Raw genomic sequence first — 4,983 nt, forward strand, 5'->3', positions numbered from 1 at the left:
GTCATTGCCTCCCAGACCGCAAATCGCGTCATCGCCAGCGCCCGCATCGATCCGATCGTCACCAGGAGTACCGACGATGACGTCGGGGCCCGGTGTCCCCCGCAGAATGCCGTTGAACCGCCGGCCCGCGTCGGGGCCGCCAACGATGATGCCGTCCCTCACGAAGATCGTCGCGGGGCGACCGAGGCACGTGGGCACGCCCGGCGCGCGCGCCACGACCAGCACGTTGTCAAAGTCGCCCGCCGCTCCGTCGAACACCGTCAGCTCGAGCACGTACGGGCCGGCGACGTCCGGCGTGAACTGGGCCAGCGCCTTCTCGGCATCGGCGATCTGGGCGTTGCCCAGGGCGCTGCCCGCGGGCAGCGACACGAACCGCCAGCGGTACGTCAGTGGCGCTGGCCCGCCGTCCGGATCCCTGCTGGCCCACCCGTTCAGGGTCAGCGCGACGCCCACGACGGCATCGACATTCGGGCCGGCGTCGGCGTTGGGTGCCACATTCTCCGCCTGCGCAGTGATGAGGACCTCATCCTCGGAGAAGGCCTCGCCGTCGCCGACGCGCAGCGCAATCCGATAGTCGCCGGCCACGTCCGGCACGAAGCCGGCCTGAGCCTGATTCGCTCCGCTCAGGCTACCGTTGGTGATCTGGCTCCCCGCCGGGGCCGCCACGACGGTCCACGCGAAGGTCAGCGGCGCGGGGCCGCCATCCGGATCCTCGGTAGCCCGGCCGTCGAGCGCCGCCGACGCGTTGAGGACAACGTGCCGGTCAGGGCCCGCATGCGCGTTCGGCGGGACGTTGGCCGCCCACGCGCGCACGGTCATCAGGCTCGGCTCGCTCGTCGCCTCCTGATCTCGCACCACGAGCTTCAGCACGTAGGCTCCGGCCACGTCGGGGATGAACGACGGATCCGGCCGCGTGCGCCCGGTGATGGTCTCGCTCGTCAGCCCGCTGCCCGCGGGCACGCTCTGGAACGACCACTCGTACGTGAGCAGGTCGCCGTCGGGATCGAAGGAGTCGCTGCCGTCGAGCGTGGCCGGTGTCCCCGTGGCCACGTTGCGGTCGCGTCCCGCGATGGCCACGGGAGCGTTGCTCACGACCTTCACCAGCACCTCGTCGCTCGCCGACGCCTCCCCGTCGCTGACCGTCAGCCGCAGCAGGTAGTCGCCGCGGACATCGGGCTCGAACGAGGGCTGCGCGGTCGCCGCGCCCGCGATCTGGGCATCGTCCAGCCCGCTGCCGGGCGGCGTCGAGACGAACGTCCACGCGAAGGTCAGTGGTTCTGGTGCGCCGTCCGGGTCGTGGCTGGCCGTGCCGTCGAGCACTACCATGGTGCCGAACGCCACCTGCTGGTCGGCCCCGGCGTCGGCCGTCGGCGGCGTGTTGGTCCCCTGGCTTCGCAGGGTCGCCATGGCTTCGGCCACCACGCTCTGGTCGGTCAGCGACTGCACACGAACCGTGACGGTCCCTTGCCCGCCGCTCTCCAAGGTGGCGTCGAGGAAGAGGGCGGCTGTCGCGAGCCCGGGGATGCGGAAGAGCGGCACGTTCTGCACCGGGAGACCGTCGAGATCGCTCAGGCTCGCCGAGATGGGGCCGGAGGTGGCGACGATGCTCGCCTGGTAGCTATCCTCCCGGTTGCCCGTGCTGTGCACCTGCAGGAGGAACACGGCACCGCCAGGCGCCGCCAGGGTGACGAGCGCGGGATCGAATCCAGCCGTGATGCCAGCCGTCTCGCCGATGGTGACCCGCGCGGTCGCGCTCCCCTTCACCGCGGTGTTGCTGCGCGCCGTCGCCAGTCCCGTCAGGTTCAGGGCGCCCGGCGTCGCGAAGCCGATCGGGCCGACATTCACGGAGACGACCTGCGAGGCTCCGGGCGCCAGGGTCACGCTGGGCGCGCCGAGCGTCGAGGCCACCCCGGCGGGCCCGACGAGGCTGAGATCGAATGTCTCCATCACGGCGCCGGTGTTCCTCACCGTCATCTGGAATGTCGAGCCGGGCGCGCCCGCGGGCGGGCTGAGGGAGACCGCCACACCGACGGCAACGATGCTCACCGTGCCCGGCGCCTCGGCGGAGATCGTCGCGTCCGCCGTGGACGTCGCACGCGCCGAGATGCCGGCGTTCCCCACCGGTGTGCCGGGCGGGGGCACGACGGCGAGCTGGATGTCCCGGAAGTTGCCGATCCCGACCGGAACCTCCACGGACGTCAGAGTGGCCGTGGTCGTGAATCCTGGCGGCGCGGCCACCGTGATGGCATACGTGTCGCTGACGCTCCCCACGTTCGTCACCCTGAGGGTGAAGAGCGCTGGCGTCCCCTGCCCGGCCGTCGCCTGCGAGGGATCGAGACCGACGACGACGCCCCGGGCCACGCCGTCGGCGGTGACCGGCTCGCCGTCGAGGACGAGGGTGCCCAGCACCGAGCCCTCGACCCCGGACGCCTGGGCGCTGACGGCGAACCCGTAGCTGCCGAGTACGGCCTGGGCGTCGGACCGCAAGGTCAACGTGCGCTCCACGGATCCGTGCGGGGCGACGAGCGCCGACGTGCTGTCGAAACTCACCCAGTCCGGCGGCACGCCGTGCGCGCCGAGCGCGTAGTTCACTGACGAGCCCGACGGGTTCGTGACGGTGATGGTGTAGGTGGCCGGCGCGTTCGGATTCGCGGTCCGGGTCGGCGGAGCGAGGGCCAGGATCTGGGCCGCGCTGACCGTCGCCGGGGGCAGCGGGATGTGACCGGGCGTCGATCCCACCGCGAAGTCCACGGTCGCGTCGAGGGTGACGTCGCGCGCGTCGCCCGGCTGGAGGTTCGCGACCTGCTCCCGCCACGTGAACGTGAAGCTCGTCGAGCCGGCAGCGAGCCCCCGGTTCCAGATGAGAGTGTCGAACTGCGGGCCGGTCACGATCTCGTCGGGCGCCACGTTGAACGAGTTCGCCACGAGGCTCACGCCGGTCGCTTTGGGGATCTGCACCTGGGCCGTGATGGGGATGCCGGGGGCGTCGGCGAGCTGGAAGATGAACAGCCCACTCGCCGAGGCGCCGTAGGCCAGACCGTTGCGCACGTTGAATATCGGGATATCCCCGGGCGCGTCACCCTGCGACGCGAACGGATTGGCGGGATCGGAGGCGTCGATCACGAGAACGCGGGGCGTGTCGCCCTCGGCGCCCAGGCTGGACGTCACGAAGCGCCCGCCGCCCGCGGCCTGCACGAAGTGCATGCCCCGCGACGCCCGATCGAGGGTGCGGGTGGTCACGATCTGCGGATTGCGGGGGTCACTGACGTCGAGCGTGACGACGATCAGCTTGCCGGTGAGGCCCAGATCGGTCCCGCGGTCGTTCCAGCCGCCGCTCGATCCCACGGCGACGGCCCGGGTGCCGTCGATCGCGATGCCGACGACGTGCGTGGTCCCCGGGACCTGCAGCTCGCGCACCAGGGAGAGATTGGTCGGGGTGCTGATATCGACGACCAGGATCCGGCCGATTCCGGTCGTGTCGCTCTCCGTCGCCGTCGAGCTTCCCACGTACAGGGTCTGGGCATCCGCCTGGGCGATCTGCCAGGTATTGGAGTTGCCGCCCCGGCCGACGCAGCCGAAGAAGTTGGTGAGCGGGGTCATGTCGAAGAGGACGTCGGCGAGCACCGGCTGGGTCGGGTCGCTGATATCGACGGCGATCAGGTCGCCGAACTGCTTGAAGATGTCGTTGCTGCCGAAGAAGAAGCAGAACTCGGCCTGCGTCGAGAAAACGGTCGAGCCGACGACGAACAGGTCGTTCAGCACCGGGAAGTCGACGGACGTCGAGCCCTGGAACACGGGCGCCGTTGGTGTCGCGATCGAGTAGACCATCAAGGTGAAGGGATACCCCGGCGGCGGGAAGGTCCGCACGATCAGCCGGTCTCCGTCGACCTTGCACACGGTGAACGCGCTTCCGGACACGCGATCCGAGCCGAAGCTCGAGAGGAGCGTGGGATTCGTGGCATCCGAGACGTCGACGATCCCGATGCCGTTGGCGCCGCACAGGTAGGCGATGTCGTCCTTGACCGCCACGCTGTGGCCCACTCCCGGCAGCTGACCCACGACCGTGAAGGGCGACGCGAAGGTGTTCTGGGCGTCGATCCTGAGCGTCGCCGTGACGACGGGCGCGCCGGGCGGCGTCAGGGTCGGATCCACCGAAAGACTCGCCGTCACCGGTGAGCCGACCAACAAGGTGCCCTGACCGGTCGCACCCGGGAGCGGCTCGCCGGCCGCGTTCTTGACGCTCACCTCGATGGTGTACGAGCCCGGCGCGAAGCCGGTCGTGTCGATGCCGGCGAAGGTCACCGTGGCCAGCGACGACAGCAAGGTCAGCGACAGGGGCCGGTTCAAGGTCAGCACGGGCTGGCCGGCGGGATCTCTGACCACCAGGCTGAGGCTGACGTCGCGCGGCTGGTTCACCACGTTCAGCACCCGGACGATCACGTCCACGAGGCCTCCCGCCGCCGTGAAGGGCGGGGTCGCGGTGACCGCGGTGACGGCCACCAGCTCCGCGCGGACCGTCAGCGAGCCGGTCACGGTCCGCGCCACGTCGGGCGCGGGCTGGGGCGTGACACGCACGCTGAAGTCCACGGGCACGATCGCCGTGGTGGAGGTCTGCGTCAACGTCACGATGAGGTTGCCCCCCGCCAGCTGGGAGCTCGACTGGCCGGGCGCGAGCGTCACCGACGACTGGCTCAGCTGCGAGGTGACGCTCGCCGGCAGCCCCTGGACGCTCAGGTCGTACGTGGTCGTCTGGGTCCCGATGTTGCGGACAACGAGCGCGAAGCGGGCGGGCTCGTTGGGCACCGATACGTGGCTGTTCGGATCCAGCAATACGTCGGCGCCGTGCCGGGCGAGCCCGCTCAGGATGCTGTCCACCCCGCCCATCGTGCCGGCGAGGTCTCCGAGCGCCACCTGGATCGCCCCGGCCGCCAGCGCCTGGGCCAGGGCCGCCCGCTGGAACTGGAGCGTGGTGACGAACGAGGC

1 protein-coding gene is annotated in these 4,983 nt (G+C 70.7%); it reads right to left on the reverse strand.

The window, feature by feature from the left end:
• Nucleotides 1-4,983: PKD domain-containing protein (locus ACRDSQ_RS30430; protein WP_431425852.1), on the reverse strand; the 4,983-nt coding region annotated here is incomplete at both ends.

The organism is Actinokineospora sp. (assembly GCF_050699995.1).
In the GTDB taxonomy this organism is placed as follows: domain Bacteria; phylum Actinomycetota; class Actinomycetes; order Mycobacteriales; family Pseudonocardiaceae; genus Actinokineospora.